The sequence below is a fragment of the Methylobacterium sp. WL7 genome (assembly GCF_008040085.1).
GTDB classification, from domain to species: Bacteria; Pseudomonadota; Alphaproteobacteria; order Rhizobiales; family Beijerinckiaceae; genus Methylobacterium; species Methylobacterium mesophilicum.
The window spans coordinates 1-379 of record NZ_VRVG01000387.1 but is presented as its reverse complement, the minus strand read 5'-3'; the positions used below and the strand labels follow the sequence as shown (position 1 = coordinate 379).

At 78.4% G+C, this 379-nt stretch carries 1 protein-coding gene; it reads right to left on the bottom strand.

Going from position 1 to position 379, the window contains the following annotated elements:
- A partial coding sequence (locus FV233_RS29915) for a transglutaminase family protein (RefSeq protein WP_147899680.1) occupies positions 1–379 on the bottom strand: 379 nt, incomplete at both ends.

Sequence of the window (379 nt, the reverse complement as noted above, 5' to 3'; positions counted from 1 at the left end):
CTTGAGGCGCTGCTTGCCCGAGCCGCTGACGATGCCGTCCACCGGCGCCACGTCGCCGTAGTCGCGGCCCCGGGCCACCACGATGTGGTCGTCCCGCACCGCCACGCCGTTGGTCGGGTCGAGGCCGAGCCAGCCGTCGCCGCACCAGACCGCCACCCAGGCGTGGCTCGCGTCCGCGCCGCGCAGGCGCGGCCGGCCCGGCGGCGGCACGGTCCGCAGGTAGCCGCTGACATAGGCGGCCGGCAGCCCCATGCCGCGGAGGCCGCACCCGGCCACCACGGCGTCGCGGACCCGCTCCCACGGCTGGCCGGCCTCGGGCTCCGGCGGGACGCGGCGCTCGACCCGCACGGTGGAGAGCGCCTCGACGCTGAAGGTGGTG